At 73.2% G+C, this 16,875-nt stretch carries 11 protein-coding genes, 1 tRNA gene and 1 riboswitch; of the genes, 6 read left to right on the top strand and 6 right to left on the bottom strand.

Annotation, left to right across the window (positions count from 1 at the left end; translation table 11 throughout):
- Nucleotides 1–15: 15 nt before the first annotated feature.
- A complete protein-coding gene (locus HEK131_RS29055; RefSeq protein WP_217465112.1) occupies nt 16–504 on the top strand; it encodes a hypothetical protein in 489 nt (162 codons plus the stop codon).
- Nucleotides 505–677: 173 nt separating this feature from the next.
- Entirely contained in the window at nt 678–1,205 is a 528-nt protein-coding gene (locus tag HEK131_RS29060; protein WP_244451788.1) for a DUF4232 domain-containing protein, read from the top strand.
- A 139-nt stretch (nt 1,206–1,344) separates the two neighbouring features.
- Here the strand turns inward: HEK131_RS29060 and HEK131_RS29065 are convergent, their stop codons facing one another.
- Nucleotides 1,345–2,454 carry a DUF2786 domain-containing protein gene (locus tag HEK131_RS29065; RefSeq protein ID WP_244451789.1) on the bottom strand — a complete coding sequence of 370 codons (1,110 nt, stop codon included), beginning with the start codon at nt 2,452–2,454 and terminating at the stop codon, nt 1,345–1,347.
- Between the two features lie 145 nt (nt 2,455–2,599).
- Here HEK131_RS29065 and HEK131_RS29070 point away from each other — a divergent pair, with 145 nt between their 5' ends.
- The 4 genes from HEK131_RS29070 (at nt 2,600) to HEK131_RS29085 (ending at nt 7,351) form a co-directional block, all read left to right on the top strand.
- A complete protein-coding gene (locus HEK131_RS29070) occupies nt 2,600–3,379 on the top strand; it encodes a Clp protease N-terminal domain-containing protein (RefSeq protein WP_244451790.1) in 780 nt (259 codons plus the stop codon).
- 60 nt (nt 3,380–3,439) lie between these two features.
- On the top strand, nt 3,440–5,116 hold the full coding sequence (locus HEK131_RS29075) for a bifunctional 3'-5' exonuclease/DNA polymerase (protein WP_244451791.1): 1,677 nt from the start codon (nt 3,440–3,442) through the stop codon (nt 5,114–5,116).
- Nucleotides 5,117–5,144: 28 nt separating this feature from the next.
- Nucleotides 5,145–5,208, top strand: a riboswitch (guanidine-III (ykkC-III) riboswitch).
- Between the two features lie 10 nt (nt 5,209–5,218).
- Nucleotides 5,219–5,533, top strand: coding sequence for a DMT family transporter (locus tag HEK131_RS29080; protein WP_244451792.1), 315 nt, complete (start codon nt 5,219–5,221; stop codon nt 5,531–5,533).
- A gap of 117 nt (nt 5,534–5,650) precedes the next feature.
- On the top strand, nt 5,651–7,351 hold the full coding sequence (locus tag HEK131_RS29085; RefSeq protein ID WP_244451793.1) for an eCIS core domain-containing protein: 1,701 nt from the start codon (nt 5,651–5,653) through the stop codon (nt 7,349–7,351).
- 64 nt (nt 7,352–7,415) lie between these two features.
- Here HEK131_RS29085 and HEK131_RS29090 read toward each other — a convergent pair.
- The 5 genes from HEK131_RS29090 to topA all read right to left on the bottom strand — a co-directional run bounded on the left by HEK131_RS29090 (nt 7,416) and on the right by topA (nt 16,851).
- A tRNA-Thr gene (locus HEK131_RS29090) sits at nt 7,416–7,489 on the bottom strand.
- Between the two features lie 105 nt (nt 7,490–7,594).
- Nucleotides 7,595–9,232 carry an alpha/beta hydrolase gene (locus tag HEK131_RS29095; protein ID WP_244451794.1) on the bottom strand — a complete coding sequence of 546 codons (1,638 nt, stop codon included), beginning with the start codon at nt 9,230–9,232 and terminating at the stop codon, nt 7,595–7,597.
- 96 nt (nt 9,233–9,328) lie between these two features.
- Entirely contained in the window at nt 9,329–10,534 is a 1,206-nt protein-coding gene (locus tag HEK131_RS29100; RefSeq protein ID WP_244451795.1) for a DNA polymerase III subunit delta', read from the bottom strand.
- A 146-nt stretch (nt 10,535–10,680) separates the two neighbouring features.
- Nucleotides 10,681–13,824: a dTMP kinase gene (gene tmk, locus HEK131_RS29105; RefSeq protein ID WP_244451796.1), complete on the bottom strand. Its 3,144-nt coding sequence runs from the start codon at nt 13,822–13,824 to the stop codon at nt 10,681–10,683.
- 195 nt (nt 13,825–14,019) lie between these two features.
- Nucleotides 14,020–16,851 (bottom strand): type I DNA topoisomerase, encoded by a 2,832-nt coding sequence (gene topA, locus HEK131_RS29110; RefSeq protein ID WP_244451797.1) that lies wholly within the window; start codon nt 16,849–16,851, stop codon nt 14,020–14,022.
- Between the last annotated feature and the right edge of the window lie 24 nt (nt 16,852–16,875).

Genomic DNA, 16,875 nt, shown 5'->3' on the forward strand with positions numbered 1-16,875 from the left:
GGTTGGGAGCTTGACGTGACGACGGCGACGGCAAGGGTGCGGACCGCTGCTGCGGCGGGACTGGTGAGCGCGCTGGCGCTGACCGCGACGGCGTGCGGCGGCGACGGTTCGCCGGACGACTCCCCCGCCACGAGCACCACGGCTCCGGCCACCTCGGGCCCGGACGGCTCCGGCGGCGCGGGGGCCTCCGACCGGCTCCAGGGGAGCTGGATCACCACCGGCAGCGGGAAGATCGTCGCGCTGGTGATCACCGGCAAGCAGGCCGGACTCTTCGTGACCGGCGGCACCGTGTGCAGCGGTACGGCGGGCGAGCAGGCCGGCAAGGGCCTGATCAGGCTGACCTGCCAGGGCGGCGACGACAGCCGGGCCGAGGGCACGGTGGACTCGGTGAGCGGCAAGGCGCTGAAGGTGACCTGGAAGGGCGGCGCGGGGTCGGAGTCGTACACCAGGGCGGAGGGCGGCAAGCTGCCCTCCGGGCTGCCGACGAGTCTCCAGCCGTCGTAGCTCCGTCACCCCCGCGGTTTCTCCGCCCGCCCTCCGTCCGTCCTCCGCCTGCTCTCCGCCCGTTCTCCGCCCGTTCTCCGCCTGAAGTGGTGAATCGGCGGGGGTGCGTGCCCGGTCCCCGCGCCGAGGCGCCATGATGCGGGGAGACGTCACGAACTCGATGGGACCAGTACATGCGCCGCGCCATTCCGCTCACCCTCACCGCTCTCGTTGCCGCACTCGCCCTGACCGCCTGCGACGACGGCGGCAGTGGCGGCGCGGACGGCGCCAAGAGCAAGACCGGTTCGGGCTGCGCGACCGGCGCGGTCGCCCTGGAGGTCGGTTCGGCGAGCGTCGCGCCCGCCGCCGGGGACGCGGGCGAGGTGCCCGTCAGCATCACCAACCAGAGCGCCCCCTGCACCCTGGACCACTTCCCCGGCGTCACCCTGCACCAGGGCGACCGGTCGGTGAAGCTGCCGGTGAGCGAGGGCGCGCAGGCGCAGACGCTGAAGCTGGCCAAGGGCGCCTCGGCGACCTTCACCGTCTCCTACGTGCGCGGCGCGGACGGGGACGCCAAGGCCCTGAAGGCGAGCACCATGGAGGTCACCCTGCCGGGCGGCGGGGACGCGAAGAGCTTCCCGTGGAAGTTCGGCCCGGTCGCGGGCAAGGGCGCGGACGGCCTGGACGCGTCGGTGAGCGCCTTCCAGCAGGTCGGCGACTAGCGCTCCGCCCGGGGGCGGATGACATCGGCGTGCCGTCGTCCGTGGAGCGCCGGGCCGTGTGCGCCGGGTGTGACCGGCCCCTGCGGGACTGCGCCGTGGGTGCCGGGTATGGCCGGCCCCGGCGGGACGGCGCCGTGCCTCACGGCAGCCTCCGGCGGGACCTGACCTGGGCCTCGTCCGCCGCCCGTGCTCCCTCCGTCCAGCCGGCCTCGTCGCTCACGCCGCGCAGCCGGGTGGTGGTCGTCTGCGGGAACATGCTGTCCACGCGGTCGGTGACGGCTGTCTCGCGAGTGACCAGCACCGGCAGCAGGTCCTGGCTGACCTGGCTCTCGGCGGCGGCCGCGAGCCGGTCGCCGACTCGGTGGGCGTAGGCCGCGAGGAACGACTGCCGGAAGGTCTTGGTCCGCTTGCGGCCCCCGGCCCGCTGCGCCGCCTCGGCCTTGGCCATGGCGTGCGTGGCCTGCACCAGCAGCGAGGTGTGCAGCAGCTCGACCGCCTCCAGGTCGGCCTCGAAGCCGACGACCGTGGAGAAGCCGAACGGTTCGTTCCACACCGCGCGGCAGTGGTTGGCGCGCGCGACCGCGTCCAGCAGGACGGCCTTGGCCTGCTCGTACGGCGGCTCGACGCCTATCCGGCAGGCTCCGGGCGCGTCCGGCGCCGGGGCGGAGGCGGCGAGCAGCGCCTCGTCGACACTGTGCCGGGCCATCAGCTCCTGCGCCTTGGCGGTGAGCGCCTCGGCCTCCTCCGGATACCCGGTGCCCTCGGCCTTGGCGAGCAGGGCGCGGATACGGCCGAGGGTGCGGGAGGTGCCGGGTCCGGCGGGGCGGCGGGGCTCCTCCAGCGGCTCCAGCGTGGGCAGCCGCAGCAACAGCCGGTACAGCTCCAGGGTGGTGGTGGCGTTCGAGAAGCGGTCGGTGGCGCGCGCGTCCGGCTGGTCGGCGAGGGCGTCGAGCTGGGCGGACCAGCGGGGTCCGCGTGGCCGGTCCCGGCCGGCCTGGGCGCGGATCAGCGCGGCGGCGAGGCCGAGGTGGGCGTCTTCCAGGTCCCTTCGCACCAGCCGGACCACGTCGGCGGGCTGCCAGCCACGCTGCCAGGCCGACGCGACGAACTCCTCACCGCGCCGGGTCAGTTCGGCGTCGGACGCGGGGTCGGCGGCGAGCAGGGACGCGCCGGTGTCGAGGCCTGAGTCGGTGTCGTCGTAGAGAGCGGCCGCGAAGGCGCGCTCGACGGTGCTGGCAGTGCTGGTCACGTGGTCGATCGTGCCATGCCGTGCCGACAGTCCGCCGAAGTTGTCCACAGGGTGTGGACAACGGCTGCTCTGTCCGAGTGGAGGCCCCGAAAAAGACTGTCAACCATCAGTTGACAGCGTCAGGGTGTCAACCTACGGTTGTCACATGGCGAGCAACCCGAACATCACTGCATCCGTACGCCTCGACGACCTCATCGAGGCCATCAAGACCGCCCACGCAGAGCCCCTCGAACAGCTCCAGGACGCGGTGATCGCCGCGGATCACCTCGGTGACGTGGCCGACCATCTGATCGGGCACTTCGTGGACCAGGCCCGCCGCTCGGGCGCGTCCTGGACCGACATCGGCAAGAGCATGGGCGTGACCCGGCAGGCGGCGCAGAAGCGGTTCGTCTCCAAGGAGTCGGCCGACCTCGACCCCAACCAGGGCTTCAGCCGCTACACCCCCCGCGCCCGCAACGTCGTCATGGCGGCGCACAACGCGGCGGTGACCGCGCGCAACGCGGAGGGCCGCCCCGAGCACCTGGTCCTCGGCCTGCTGGCCGAGCCCGAGGGCCTCGCGGTGAAGGCGATGGCCGCGCAGGGCGTCGAAGCCGACGCCGTACGGCAGGCCGCGACCGCCGCGCTCCCCCCGGCCACCGAGACCACCCCCGACCTGGTCCCCTACGGCCCCGAGGCCAAGAAGGCCCTGGAACTCACCTTCCGCGAGGCGCTCCGGCTCGGCCACAACTACATCGGCACCGAGCACATCCTGCTGGCCCTCCTGGAGCAGGAGAACGGCCAGGGCGTCCTCGCCGGCCTCGGCGTCACCAAGGAGGGCACCGAGGAGTACGTGAACCGGGTGCTGGCGCTGCTCCTCGAACAGAAGAAGGCGGCCACCTCGGCCCAGCAGGCGGCCACCCACCCGGACGACGAGCAGGAGAGCTGACCGGCGCGGCGAAGGCGCAGGTCAGGACCGTTGTCAGACCCCCCTGCGAGACTCATACGCATGACCGACCGGTGGGCACTCGCACCGGCCGAGGACGGTGGCGTGGACGTCGCACCCCTCGGCCGGGACGGGATGCCCGCCGGTCCGGTCCGGCGCGAGAGCGATCCCGCCCAGGCGGTGCGGAGCCGCCCGGAGACCGGACGCTGGGTGTGGAGGTCGACCGCCGAGGTCTACCCGCGACTGCTCGCCACGGGGGTGCGAGTGGAGCGGTGCTACGACGTCGAGGACGCCGAGACCCTGCTCCTGGGCCACGAGGGACGGTACGGCGAACCACGCTCGGCCGCCGCCGCCCTGGCCCGCCTCCGGGGCGGCCCCGTACCGCCCGACCCGCCGCTGCGCGCGGCCGAACCAGGCGCCCAGTCCTCGCTGTTCGAACCGTCCGGCACCCGGATGCCGCTGACCGACCTCCTCGCGGTCTACGCCGAACAGCAGCGAAGACACGACCGGACCGCCCACCCCGACCGGATGCGCCTGCTGACCGGTGCGGAGTCGGCGGGCATGCTGGTGGCCGCCGAGATGAACCGCGCGGGCCTGCCCTGGCGCGCGGACGTGCACCGCGCCCTGCTCACCGACCTCCTGGGCGAGCGGTACGCGGGCGGCGGCGAACCGCGCCGCCTGGCCGAACTGGCCGACGAGGTGTCCACGGCCTTCGGCCACCGGGTGCGCCCCGACCTCCCGGCCGACGTGGTCAGGGCCTTCGCGCGGGCCGGGATCAAGGTCGGCTCCACCCGCCGCTGGGAGATCCAGTCCCTCGACCACCCGGCCGTGGCCCCGCTGCTGGAGTACAAGCGGCTGTACCGGATCTGGGTGGCGCACGGCTGGTCCTGGCTGCGGGACTGGGTGCGCGAGGGCCGGTTCCGTCCCGAGTTCCTCGCGGGCGGCACGGTCACCGGGCGCTGGGTCACCAATGGCGGGGGCGCGCTGCAGATACCCAAGGTGATCCGGCGCGCGGTGGTGGCCGACCCCGGCTGGCGGCTGGTGGTGGCCGACGCCGACCAGATGGAGCCCAGGGTGCTGGCGGCCATCTCCCGCGACCCCGGTCTGATGGAGGTGGCGGGGCGGGAGAGCGACCTCTACCAGGCCGTCTCCGACCGCGCCTTCTCCGGCGACCGCGACCAGGCCAAGCTGGCCGTGCTCGGCGCGATCTACGGCCAGACCTCGGGCGACGGTCTGAAGAACCTGGCCGCGCTGCGCCGCCGCTACCCGAAGGCCGTGGCCTACGTCGACGAGGCGGCCCGCGCGGGCGAGGAGGGCCGTCTGGTGCGTACCTGGCTCGGCCGCACCTGCCCGCCGGTGGCCGGTGCGGGCGCGGACGCGGCGGAGGAGGCGGGCATCCCGCTCGGCGAGGAGGACGGGCGGGGCGCGGGCGGCGGGGGAACGGCCACCGACCGGGGCCGGGGCCGCTTCGCCCGTAACTTCGTCGTGCAGGGCAGCGCGGCCGACTGGACCCTGCTGCTCCTGGCGGCCCTGCGCCGCGCGTGCGCGGACCTCGCCGCCGAGCTGGTGTTCTTCCAGCACGACGAGGTCATCGTCCACTGCCCCGCCGAGGAGGCGGAGCGGGTCGCCCTGGCGATCAAGGAGGCGTCCGCCCTCGCGGCCCGCCTCACCTTCGGCGACACCCCGGTCCGCTTCCCCTTCAGCACGGCCGTCGTGGAGTGCTACGCGGACGCCAAGTGAGCGCGCACCACCTGTGCGACCATGGCTGACAGAGCTTCGATCGGCTCCTGGACGAGGTGCGCCGTACCCAGCACACGACAAGACGGCGCGTGGGAGTTCTCCATGGGATGGATCGCGCTCGTACTGTCCGGAATGCTGGAAGCGGTGTGGGCCACGGCCCTCGGCAAGTCGGAAGGCTTCAGCCGCCCGCTCCCGTCCGTGATCTTCGTACTCGGCCTGCTGCTCAGCATGTCGGGCCTGGCCTTCGCCCTCCGCACGGTCCCGGTCAGCACCGGCTACGCGGTCTGGGTCGGCATCGGAGCGGCCCTCACGGCGGCCTACGCGATGCTCTTCGACGGGGAGCCGGCCAGTACCGTCAAGATCCTGCTGCTGCTCGGGCTGATCGCATGCGTGGCGGGCCTGAAGCTGACGCACTGAGCCGGTTCTCCGGACGGCCGGGTGTGCCCCCGATGCTGCCCTTCGGGTTCTTCCGCGGCGCCCACCGGCGCGCACATACTGCGCGGGAACGTGTCATCCCCCTGCCGAAGGAGCAGCGTGCGCAAGCACGAGGAGCCCGACACCGCACCGGCCCGGCCTCGCCGGACGACCGCCCGCCCTGCCGTCCCGGTACAGGTCCCGCCCGCGGGGTCGGCTCCGAAATCCCTGCGCGCGCTGCAGCGCAGCGTGGGGAACGCGGCGGTGACCCGCATGCTCACGCCCCGCGACGAGGTGGCCGACAGCCCCTCCGTGCAGCGGCGCTCCGGCGTCCACGACGTGCTGCGCTCCACCGGCCGGCCGCTGGAACCCGGGGTCCGCGCCGAGATGGAGAGCCGCTTCGGCGGCGCCGACTTCGGTGACGTCCGCGTCCACAAGGACACCGCGGCACAGCGCTCCGCGGCGGAGATCGGCGCCCGCGCGTACACCTCCGGGCGGCACATCGTCATCGGCGAGAACGGCTCGGACAAGCACACGCTGGCGCACGAACTCACGCATGTCGTCCCGCAGCGCTCCGGCCCCGTCGCCGGGACGGACACCGGCGGGGGCCTGCGCCTCAGCGACCCCTCCGACCGGTTCGAGCGGGAGGCCGAGGCCAACGCCCACCGCGTCATGGCAGGCGGCGCCCACTCCGCGCACCACGGACACACGGCGGACGCGGGCACGGCACCCGGGGACGGGCGGGCGCCCGTCCAGCGCTACGTCGAGATCGCACCCGGTGAGGAGAACTACCCCTCCAAGCACCGCCGTTCGTCCATCGGCTCCAACAAGAGCGCCGAGAGCGACGACCACTTCTTCCCCAGCCAGCAGGAGGCGGGCGGCAGTTACTTCTCCGACGCGCAGACGCGCACGGCCAACATCACCTTCAACGGCAGCGCTCCCCTGCGCCTCTCGGACAGCTTCGACCTGGCGATCGAGCAGGGGCCCGGCGAGTCGAAGGTCTTCTTCGCCACCGAAGCCCACATCCGCGCCGCCAACGAGGCGCTCGCCGGCCGCGTACGGCTGCGTCAGGGCTCCCGCTACCTGCGCGTGCGGGGCGAGTCCGGGGAACTGCGGCTCTACCAGGTCAAGCCCGTGGTGGAGACGAAGCGGACCGGCGCGGCCGGAGCGCTGGGCATGACGAAGAAGGCGACCGGCCTGTCGGTCCTCACCCCGCAGCGCTGCAACGAGATGGCGGAATTCGTCACCGGCAAGAAGGGCCTCTCGTCGCAGGGGATCGGCTCCTGGGAGAACTTCCTGGCCAGGGTCCTCGACCTCGTCGACGGCGGCGGCAGCACGCATCTGGACGGGGTCAAGGAGGCGTTCGAGAAGGGCGTCGCCGGGGACAAGGACGCGTATCTGGCCTACTCCCAGACGATGAGCCGTACCTTCCAGGATCTGAAGACGGCCAACTCCCCCGAACTCGACGCGGCCCTGCGCGAGCTGGGCCTCAACGAGTTCCTGCCGCCCCCGCCGCCCGGCTCCGCCCTGGTGACGGTGGGCTACGGCGACGCCGGTCAGGAGGCGTCGCGCGACCGGGACAACACCTTCGAATACCACTTCGGCGCCACCGTGGCGACGAGCGGCAACGACTACGTCACCATGGAGAACTACGCCCGCCGCGATCCCGGCGTCGGCAACGCCACCGCCTCCAGCGGCGACCCGCTCTTCTACTTCAAGATGTACGGCACCCGGCCCGAATCCGGCGACACCTGGCACGGCACCCAGGTGGCCACCGGGGGCTTCATCGGAGCGATCCTCTCCATCACCCTGGAGGGCTGACCGACCCGGCACCCGCCCCGGACAACAGAAAACCCCAGGCCATCGACCTGGGGTTTCTCACCGGAGCCGCTTTCGGGATTCGAACCCGAGACCTACGCATTACGAGTGCGTTGCTCTGGCCATCTGAGCTAAAGCGGCGTGTTGGACGCACCGGGGTGCGATCGGCAACGTCGGTAAGTCTACACAGGTTCGAGGTGTGGTTCGTACCGGCCCCGGTCACCGGGGCCGGTACCGCGGGGGTGGTCAGGTGCAGCGTTTGCCCTCGGCGGGCGGGGTGCCGTGGAGGAGGTAGGTGTCGATCGCGGAGTCGACGCAGGTGCTGCCGCGGCCGTAGGCGGTGTGACCGTCGCCCTCGTAGGTGAGGAGGCGGCCCGAGGAGAGCTGGCGGCTCAGGGACCGGGCCCAGCGGTAGGGGGTCGCCGGGTCGCGGGTGGTGCCGACCACCACGATGGGCGCCGCCCCCTTCGCCTCGATGCGGTGCGGCTCGCCCGTGGCCTTCACCGGCCAGTACGTGCAGTTCAGGGAGGACCAGGCCAGGCTGGGGCCGAACACCGGGGACGCCTTCTCGAAGTCCGGCAGCGCCTTCTGCACCTGCTCGGGACTGTCGAAGGCGGGCGGCAGGTCGAGGCAGTTCACGGCCGTGTTGGCCATCATCAGGTTGCTGTAGTGGCCGCGGGCGTCGCGTTCGTAGTAGCTGTCGGACAGGGACAGCAGGCCGGCGCCGTCCTTCTCGTCCATCGCCGAGTTCAGCGCCTCGCGGAGCTGTTCCCAACTGCTCTGGTCGTACATCGCCGCGATCACCCCGATGGTCGCCAGCGACTCGGTCAGGCGGCGGCCGTCCGCGTCTCCGGCCGGGATCGGGTGGGCGTCGAGCTCGCGGAAGAACCTCTCCAGGCGGTCGCCGACCTGCGCAGGCGTCGCGTCCTTGCCGTCCAGGGGGCAGTCGGCCTGCTTGACGCAGTCCTCGGCGAACGCCTGGAAGGCCGTCTCGAAGCCCGCCGTCTGGTCCAGGTTGATCTGCCGGGCGTCCAACGAGGGGTCCATGGCGCCGTCCAGCACCAGGCGGCCGGTGCGGTGCGGGAACAGCCCGGCGTAGGTCGCGCCGAGGAACGTGCCGTACGACGCGCCCACGTAGTTCAGCTTCTCGTCGCCGAGCAGTTCGCGCAGGACGTCCATGTCGCGGGCCGCCTCGACGGTGGAGACGTGCCTCAGCAGCCGCGCGGAGTGCTTCCCGCAGCCCTCGGCGAACTTCCGGTCCGCGTCGGTCAGCGCGTCCCGCTCCCTGGCGTCGTCCGGGGTCGTGTCCGTCAGGGTGAACGCGTCCATCTGGCGGCCGTCGAGGCACTCCACGGGCTCGCTGCGGGCCACCCCGCGCGGGTCCACGGCGACCATGTCGTAGCGGGCCCGCACCTCGGCGGGGTAGCCGATCGCCGCGTAACTCTGGAGGTAGCCGATCGCCGAGCCGCCCGGACCACCCGGGTTCACCAGCAGCGAGCCGAGCGGCTTGCCCTTGCCGGTGGCCTTCTTGCGGGAGACGGCCAGCTTGATGTCGCCCGAGCCGGGCTTGTCGTAGTCGAGCGGCACCTTCATCGTCGCGCACTGGAAGCCGGGGGCGCCGCACTCCCGCCAGCTCAGCTTCTGCGTGTAGTACGGCGACAGCGCCGAAGGGGTCGACGCCGGCAGCGCGGCCAGCGCCGCCGTCACCGTGCCGTCCGCCGCCGTGCCCTGGCCGGCGGCGCAGCCGGACACGAGCAGCGCGGACGCCGCGAGCAGGGCCGCCGCCGCGCGGGCCGTGGCCCGGGACGGACGGCGCGCCGGGGTCCGGGACGCCCCGGAGGGCGGCCGGGCGGGCGAGGGCGACGGGGAGTGCCTGGTGTCCATCGGGCGAGCGTAACCCTGCGCGACCGTACGGATGCCGTGCGTCCCGATCGTGGCGCCGTACGGGGGAGACCGGACGTCAACCGACGTACGCCCCGCTCACCCCGCGCGCAGGGACATCGTCATCGCCTCCACCGCCAGCAGCGGGGCCACATTGCGGTCGAGGGCGTCGCGGCAGGCGGCGATGGCCTCGATGCGGCGCAGGGTGGACTCCGGGGAGCCCGCCTGGGCGATGCGCTGAAGGGAGTCCTCGGCGTCCTCGTTGGCGATGGCCACGCGGGAGCCGAGCTGGAGGGCGAGGACGTCGCGGTAGAAGCCGGTGAGGTCGGCCAGGGCGACGTCCAGGCTGTCGCGCTGGGTGCGGGTGCGGCGCCGCTTCTGCATGTCCTCCAGGTCCTTCATCACACCCGCCGTGCCGCGCGGCAGCCGTCCGCCCTGCACGGCTCCGAGCGCCGCCTTCAGCTCGTCGCTCTCCTTGCCGTCCATCTCCTCGGCGAGCTGCTTGGCGTCCTCGGCGGCGGCGTCGACCAGTTCCTGGGCGGCCTTGAGGCAGCCGCCCACCTCGTCCAGCCGCAGCGGCAGCTTCAGCACCGAGGCACGGCGGCGGCGGGCCTCCGGGTCGGTGGCCAGCCGCCGGGCCCGGTCGACGTGCCCCTGGGTGGCGCGGGCGGCGGCCGCGGCCACGTCGGGCTCGACGCCGTCACGGCGCACCAGCATGTCGGCGACGGCCGCGACGGGCGGCGTACGCAGGTTCAGGTGGCGGCAGCGGGAGCGGATCGTCGGCAGCACGTCCTCGATGGAGGGCGCGCACAGCATCCACACCGTGCGCGGGGCCGGCTCCTCGACGGCCTTGAGGACGGCGTTGGCCGACTTCTCGTTCAGCCGCTCGGCGTCCTCGACCAGGATGATCTGCCAGCGGCCGTTCGCCGGGCTGGTGAACGACTTGCGGACCGTGTCCCGCATGTCCTTCACCAGGATCTCCGCGCCCACGGCCGCGACCGAGGAGACGTCCGCGTGGGTGCCGAGCAGCGCGGTGTGGCAGCCGTCGCAGAAGCCGCAGCCGGGCGTGCCGCCGAGGGCGCGGTCGGGGCTGATGCACTGCAGGGCGGCGGCGAAGGCCCGCGCCGCCTGGTTGCGGCCCGCGCCGGGCGGGCCGGTGAACAGCCAGGCGTGGGTCATCTTCGAGGCCTCGGGCGGCGGCTGGTCGGCCGTGGCGGCCGTGACGAGCGCGTCGGCGTCCCGCGCGGCCGCTTCGAGCGCCGCGCTCACCTTCTCCTGCCCGACGAGGTCGTCCCAGACGCTCATGGGTCACGCCGCCCTTTCCGTCACTTCGTGTTCCGTCGTCCATTGTGCGGGCGGGCACCGACAGCGCCCGCCACGCACGGCGAAGGGCGGCACCCTCCGCAGCGCCGAAGCGCTCCGGTGGACACCGCCCCCGCGTTCTCGCCGCTTCAGCTACGCCGGTCGCGGCCGCCGCGGCCCCGGTCGTCGCGGTCGGCGTGGTCCTGCTCGTCGTAGGACCCGAGGAGTTCGTCCGCGAGCGACGGGAGGTCGTCCAGCGGGGTCTCCTCGGCCCAGTCGGGGCGCGGGCGGCGGGGCTTGCCGTCGGCACCGAGCTGCGGGATCTCGCGGGTGCGGTCCTCCGCGTCGTGCGCCTCGGCGGGCTCGTCGCGGAAGTAGCCGGGCGGAGTCCGGTCGGCGGGCGCGTCGTCGCGCACGGGCGGCAGGACGGCCGTCTCCTCGGCGGGGCTCACCGGGGGCAGCACGGCGGTCTCGTCGGCGGCCCGGTCGGAGAACTTCGGCAGCAGGGCCGTCTCGTCCGCCGCGCCCTGCGGGGCGGGCGGCTGCGGCAGCTCGGCGGTCACCTCGGACTCGGAGCCGCGGTCGCTCACCTTGCGCAGGACGGCCGTGTCGTCGGCCGCGCGGGACGCCGGGGCGTCCGGGACGGCGCGCTCGCGCTCGGACGGCTTGCGGGCCGCGGTGTCGGCGGCCGCCGCGGCCTCGGCCGCGCGCCTGCGGGCCTCCTCGGCGCGCAGCAGGGCGTCCTCGGCCTTGCGCTGCTTCTCCAGGCGCAGGGCCTCGGCCTCGGCACGCTGCCGGGCCTCCTCCTCGGCCTGCTTGCGGCGCCGCTCCTCCTCGGCCCGGCGACGGGCCTCCTCCTCGGCGCGGGCCTTCTCCTCGGCGAGGAGACGCTGACGCTCCTCCTCGGCACGGCGGTGCGCCTCCTCGGCGCGCAGGCGGGCCTCTTCCTCCTGCCGCTCGGCCTCGCGGCGCTGCGCCTCCTCCAGCTCGCGGCGCTTGCGCTCCTCCTCCTCGGCACGGAGGCGGGCCAACTGCTCCTCGCGCTCGCGCGCCACGCGCTCTTCCTCGGCCTTGCGGGCGGCCTCCAGCTCCGCCTTGCGGCGGGCCTCCTCCTCGGCCTTCTTCCGGGCCTCCTCCTGGGCCTTGATCTCGGCCTCGGAGAGCGGCAGCACGGTGTCGAGCCGGTGCCGGATCACGGTGGTGACGCCCCCGGGCTCCTGGCCCGCGTCCACGACCAGGTAGCGGCCGGGGTCGGCGGCGGCGAGGGTGAGGAAACCGGCCCGCACGCGCGCGTGGAACTCGGCCGGTTCCGACTCCAGCCGGTCCGGCGCCTCGGTGAAGCGCTCCCGCGCGACCTCCGGCGGCACGTCCAGCAGGACGGTCAGATGCGGGACGAGACCGCCGGTGGCCCAGCGGTTGATGCGGGCGATCTCGGTCGGCGACAGGTCCCGGCCGGCGCCCTGGTAGGCGACGGAGGAGTCGATGTACCGGTCCGAGATGACGACCGCGCCCCGCTCCAGCGCGGGACGTACGACGGTGTCGACGTGCTCCGCGCGGTCGGCGGCGTACAGCAGCGCCTCCGCGCGGTGCGACAGCCCGGCCTCGGACACGTCCAGCAGGATCGAGCGCAGCCGCTTGCCCACCGGGGTGGCACCCGGCTCGCGGGTGAGGACGACCTCGTGGCCCTTGTCGCGGATCCACTCGGCGAGTGCCTCGGCCTGGGTGGACTTGCCCGCGCCGTCGCCGCCCTCCAGGGCGATGAAGAAACCGTTCCCCGCAGGGGCGGTGACCGGGTCGTCGCCGCCGAGCAGGGCGTCCTTGATGTCCTGGCGCAGCGGGATGCCGGAGCGGTCGTCGACCTTGGCGAGGACGAGCACGGCCACCGGCAGCAGCAGCGCGCCGACCAGCATCAGGGTGAAGGAGGCGCCGCCGTGCGCGAAGACGAAGCGGCCGTTCTCCAGGCGGTGGCGGCCGATGAGCCCGGCGACGACGGGGGCGATCAGGGCGCCGAGCGCCATGAAGACCCGGACGACGGCGTGCAGGTGCTCGGTGACCCGGCTCCGGCGGGAGTCCTCGGTCTCCTGGTCGAGCAGGGCGTGCCCGGTGTTGGCGGAGGTGCCCGCGCCGACACCGGCCAGGGTGAGGATCAGCAGGACGGTGGTGACGTCCGGGACGAGACCGGCGGCCAGCAGGGCGATGCCGGTGAGCGCGATGGCCAGGGCGAGCAGCCTGCGCCGGGACAGCGAGGGCAGCAGGGCGGGCGCGGTACGGATGCCGACGCCCACACCACCGGTGAGGCCCAGCACCAGCAGGCCGTAGAGCACCGGGCCGCCGCCCAGGTCGGAGGCGTGCAGCACGCACACCGCGACGGCGGCGGAGATGGCTCCGGCCACGGCGGCACAGGCGACCACCAGCAGCAGCACGGCGCCCGTACGGCCCTTGTCCACACCGGTGCCGGTGCGCGGGCGGCGCAGGCCTTCCAGCGGGGACCGCGGGCGCGGGGTGCGCGTGCCGGGCAGCTTCAGGGCGGTCAGCACCGAGACGGACGCGGCGAACAGGCCGGCCGCGACGTACGCCGCGAGGGCGGCGTGGTGCTGGTCGAACCAGGCGATGCCGGTGCCCAGCAGGTTGTTGAACAGGGAGGCGGTGACCAGCGCGGCGGCGGCCAGCGGGAGCGCCACGAAGCCGGTGCGCAGCGACAGGCGGCGCAGCGCGTCCAGGTGGTCCGGCAGCGGCCGCACCGACGCGCCCTCGGGGGGCGGGGTGGGCAGCAGCGCGGGGGCCGCGCTCTCCCGGCACACCGTCCACAGCCGCTCGGCCACGCCGGTGACGAAGGCGGTGGCCAGCAGGACGGTCAGGGCGTCGTCCGGCGTCCAGTCGATCCACAGGGGCGCCACGATCAGCAGCGCGGCGCGCAGGCCGTCGGCGCCGACCATGGTCCAGCGCCGGTCGAGCGGGCCGTCCTGGGAGGTGAGGGTGGTCAGCGGGCCGAGCAGGACGGCACCGAAGAGCACGGTGGCCAGCACACGGGCGCCGAAGACCGTCGCCACTGCGAACGCCGCGCCCCGGTAGCCGCCGCCGAAGGAGCCTTCGGCGATGGCGGCCTGGAGGACGAGGACCACCAGCACGAGCAGCGCGAGGGCGTCACCGACACCGCTCACGAGCTGCGCGCTCCAGAGGCGGCGCAGGTCGGGGCGGCGCAGCAGTGAACGGACGGCGCGTTCGCGGGAATCCGCGACAAGTGCGTCGTCCGGTGCTGGTTGGGGGGCCGTTGGCTGCTCGGCTCGCGTCATGCGTTCAGCCTATCCGCAGCCACCGGCCCCTATGCCCCCCTTGCCCCCACCCCTTCCCTGAGCCTCGGGCCCTGCTCCCCTAAGGGGCGCACGCCGGCGCGCGGAACACCCCGGTACCGAGGCCGGTACCGGGGTGTTCGCTAACGCGGAGCGCGAGGCCCTCGAAGAAGCGCGAGGCCCTCGAAAAAGGGGGTGTCAGTCCTCCGAGCCGGAGCCCGCCGCCTTCGCCGCCGTGGTCTTCTTGGCGGTCGTCTTCTTCGCCGTGGTCTTCTTGGCGGCCGCGGTCGTCTTCTTGGCCGCCGTCTTCTTGGCGGCGGTCTTCTTCGCCGGGGCCGTCTTCTTCGCGGTGGCCTTCTTCGCCGTCTTCTTGGCGGGCGCCTTCGCCCGCTTCTCGGCGAGCAGCTCGAAGCCGCGCTCGGGGGTGATCTCCTCCACACTGTCGCCGGAGCGCAGGGTGGCGTTGGTCTCCCCGTCGGTGACGTACGGGCCGAAGCGGCCGTCCTTGACCACGACCGGCTTGCCGGAGACCGGGTCCTCGCCCAGTTCCTTCAGCGGCGGCTTGGCGGCGGCCCGGCCACGCTGCTTGGGCTGGGCGTAGATCGCCAGCGCCTCCTCCAGCGTGATCGTGAAGAGCTGGTCCTCGGCCGTGAGCGAGCGCGAGTCCGTGCCCTTCTTCAGGTACGGGCCGTAGCGGCCGTTCTGCGCGGTGATCTCCACGCCCTCGGCGTCGGTGCCGACCACGCGGGGCAGCGACATCAGCTTCAGGGCGTCCTCGAGGGTGACCGTGTCGAGCGACATGGACTTGAAGAGGGAGGCCGTGCGCGGCTTGACCGCGTTCTTGCCGGTCTTCGGGGTGCCCTCGGGGAGCACCTCGGTGACATAGGGGCCGTAGCGGCCGTCCTTGGCGACGATCTGGTGGCCGGTGACCGGGTCGGGGCCCAGCTCGAAGTCGCCGCTGGGCTTGGCCAGCAGTTCCTCGGCCAGCTCGACGGTCAGCTCGTCCGGCGCCAGATCCTCGGGGACGTCGGCGCGCTGGTGCTGCTCGGTGTCCTTCTCGCCCCGCTCGATGTACGGGCCGTAGCGGCCGACGCGCAGCACGATGCCGTCGCCGACCGGGAAGGAGGAGACCTCACGCGCGTCGATCGCGCCCAGGTCGGTGACCAGTTCCTTCAGGCCGCCGAGGTGGTCGCCGTCGCCGTTGCCCGCGTCCGCGGCGGCACCGGTGTGCAGGCCCTCGCCGAAGTAGAAGCGCTTGAGCCACGGCACGGACTGGGCCTCGCCGCGCGCGATGCGGTCGAGGTCGTCCTCCATGCGGGCGGTGAAGTCGTAGTCGACGAGCCGGCCGAAGTGCTTCTCCAGCAGGTTGACCACGGCGAAGGACAGGAAGGACGGCACCAGGGCCGTGCCCTTCTTGAAGACGTAGCCGCGGTCCAGGATCGTGCCGATGATCGACGCGTACGTCGACGGGCGGCCGATCTCGCGCTCTTCCAGCTCCTTGACCAGGGACGCCTCGGTGTAGCGGGCCGGGGCCTTGGTGGCGTGACCGTCGACCGTGATCTCGTCGGCGGCCAGCGGGTCGCCCTCGGAGACCTGGGGCAGCCGGCGCTCGCGGTCGTCCAGCTCGGCGTTCGGGTCGTCGGCGCCCTCGACGTACGCCTTCAGGAAGCCGTGGAAGGTGATCGTCTTGCCGGAGGCGCTGAACTCGACGTCCCGGCCGTCGGCGGAGGTGCCGCCGATCTTGACGGTCACGCTGTTGCCGGTCGCGTCCTTCATCTGGGAGGCGACGGTCCGCTTCCAGATCAGCTCGTACAGCCTGAACTGGTCGCCGGTCAGGCCGGTCTCGGCGGGCGTGCGGAAGCGGTCGCCGGAGGGGCGGATCGCCTCGTGCGCCTCCTGCGCGTTCTTGACCTTGCCGGCGTAGGAGCGCGGCTGCGGCGGGAGGTAGTCGCCGCCGTAGAGCTGCGTGACCTGGGCGCGGGCGGCGCCGATGGCCGTCTCGCTCAGGGTCGTGGAGTCCGTACGCATGTACGTGATGTAGCCGTTCTCGTACAGCTTCTGGGCGACCTGCATGGTCGCCTTCGCGCCGAAGCCGAGCTTGCGGCTGGCCTCCTGCTGGAGGGTCGTCGTACGGAACGGGGCGTACGGCGAGCGGCGGTACGGCTTGGACTCGACCGAGCGCACGGAGAATCGGGTGGTCTCCAGGGCGGCGGCGAGCGCGCGGGCGTTCTCCTCGTCGAGGTGGAGGGTGCCCGCGCTCTTGATCTGCCCCAGCGAGTCGAAGTCACGGCCCTGGGCGACACGCCGGCCGTCCACGGTCTGGAGGCGGGCCACCAGCGCGGAGGGGTCGGAGGAGTCACCGGCGCGGCCGGTGGCGAAGGTGCCGGTCAGGTCCCAGTACTCGGCGGAGCGGAAGGCGATCCGCTCACGCTCGCGCTCGACGATGAGCCGGGTCGCGACGGACTGGACACGGCCCGCCGACAGCTTCGGCATGACCTTCTTCCACAGGACCGGCGAGACCTCGTAGCCGTAGAGGCGGTCGAGGATTCGGCGGGTCTCCTGGGCGTCGACCAGCTTCTTGTTGAGCTCGCGCGGGTTGGCGACGGCCTCGCGGATCGCGTCCTTGGTGATCTCGTGGAAGACCATCCGCTTGACGGGGATCTTCGGCTTGAGGACCTCCTGGAGGTGCCAGGCGATCGCCTCGCCCTCGCGGTCCTCATCGGTGGCAAGGAAGAGCTCGTCGGAGTCCTTCAGCAGATCCCGGAGCTTCTTTACCTGGGCCTTCTTGTCCGCGTTGATGACATAGATCGGCGCGAAGTCGTGTTCGACGTCCACGCCGAGACGGCGGACCTCGCCGGTGTACTTCTCCGGCACCTCCGCGGCGCCACTGGGAAGGTCACGGATGTGCCCGACGCTCGCCTCGACTACGTAGCCGGGGCCGAGGTAGCCCTTGATCGTCTTCGCCTTGGCAGGCGACTCGACGATGACGAGTCGGCGGCCGCCCTGTGCGGTCTCGCTGGTCGGGGACAACTTCGCTCTTCTCTCCGGTCGGCG

Source organism: Streptomyces seoulensis, from assembly GCF_022846655.1.
Taxonomy (GTDB): domain Bacteria; phylum Actinomycetota; class Actinomycetes; order Streptomycetales; family Streptomycetaceae; genus Streptomyces.

Coding starts and splice junctions, on each gene's coding strand:
- HEK131_RS29060 (WP_244451788.1), top strand. CDS start 678: ATGCGCCGCGCCATTCCGCTCACCCTCACCGCTCTCGTTGCCGCACTC.
- HEK131_RS29070 (WP_244451790.1), top strand. CDS start 2,600: ATGGCGAGCAACCCGAACATCACTGCATCCGTACGCCTCGACGACCTC.
- HEK131_RS29075 (WP_244451791.1), top strand. CDS start 3,440: ATGACCGACCGGTGGGCACTCGCACCGGCCGAGGACGGTGGCGTGGAC.
- HEK131_RS29080 (WP_244451792.1), top strand. CDS start 5,219: ATGGGATGGATCGCGCTCGTACTGTCCGGAATGCTGGAAGCGGTGTGG.
- HEK131_RS29095 (WP_244451794.1), bottom strand. CDS start 9,232: ATGGACACCAGGCACTCCCCGTCGCCCTCGCCCGCCCGGCCGCCCTCC.
- HEK131_RS29100 (WP_244451795.1), bottom strand. CDS start 10,534: ATGAGCGTCTGGGACGACCTCGTCGGGCAGGAGAAGGTGAGCGCGGCG.
- tmk (WP_244451796.1), bottom strand. CDS start 13,824: ATGACGCGAGCCGAGCAGCCAACGGCCCCCCAACCAGCACCGGACGAC.